This window comes from Pseudomonas oryzagri (genome assembly GCF_020831405.1).
In the GTDB taxonomy this organism is placed as follows: Bacteria; Pseudomonadota; Gammaproteobacteria; order Pseudomonadales; family Pseudomonadaceae; genus Geopseudomonas; species Geopseudomonas oryzagri.
Map to the genome: position 1 here is coordinate 6,210 of NZ_JAJHPU010000033.1, position 710 is coordinate 6,919.

General features: G+C 69.3%; 1 protein-coding gene. It reads left to right on the forward strand.

Annotated elements, in window-relative coordinates:
- Positions 1–710: Ig-like domain-containing protein (locus tag LMJ29_RS21090; protein WP_229605740.1), on the forward strand; the 710-nt coding region annotated here is incomplete at both ends.

The window sequence follows — 710 nt, forward strand, 5'->3', positions numbered from 1 at the left end:
TACACCGTCACCGACGCGGATTCGGGCGAGTCCCTGACCCGCACCGTCACGATCACCGTGACCGCTGCGGTGGATCTCACCGCCCTGGCCGACAGCATCAGCACCGCCGAGGACACCCCGGTCAACGGCACCGTCGCGTCCAACGACAGCACCAGCTCCGGTGGCGCCCTGAGCTTCGCCAAGGCCAGCGCCCCGGCCCACGGCAGCGTGGTGGTCAATAGCGACGGCACCTACACCTACACCCCGGACGCCAACTGGAGCGGTGCCGACAGCTTCGACTACACCGTCACCGATGCGGCCTCCGGCGAGTCCCTGACCCGCAGCGTCACGATCACCGTGACTGCCGCGACCGACCTGGTGGCCGTCAATGACACCGCCACCACCGCCGAGGACACCCCGGTCAACGGCACCGTCGCCAGCAACGACAGCACCAGCTCCGGCGGCGCCCTGAGCTTCGCCAAGGCCGGCGACCCGGCCCACGGCAGCGTGGTGGTCAATAGCGACGGCACCTACACCTACACCCCGGACGCCAACTGGAGCGGTGCCGACAGCTTCGACTACACCGTCACCGATGCGGATTCGGGCGAGTCCCTGACCCGCACGGTCACCGTGACCGTCATCGCGGCGACCGACCTGGTGGCCGTGGCCGACAGCATCAGCACCGCCGAGGACACTCCGGTATCCGGCACCGTCGCGTCCAACGACAGCAC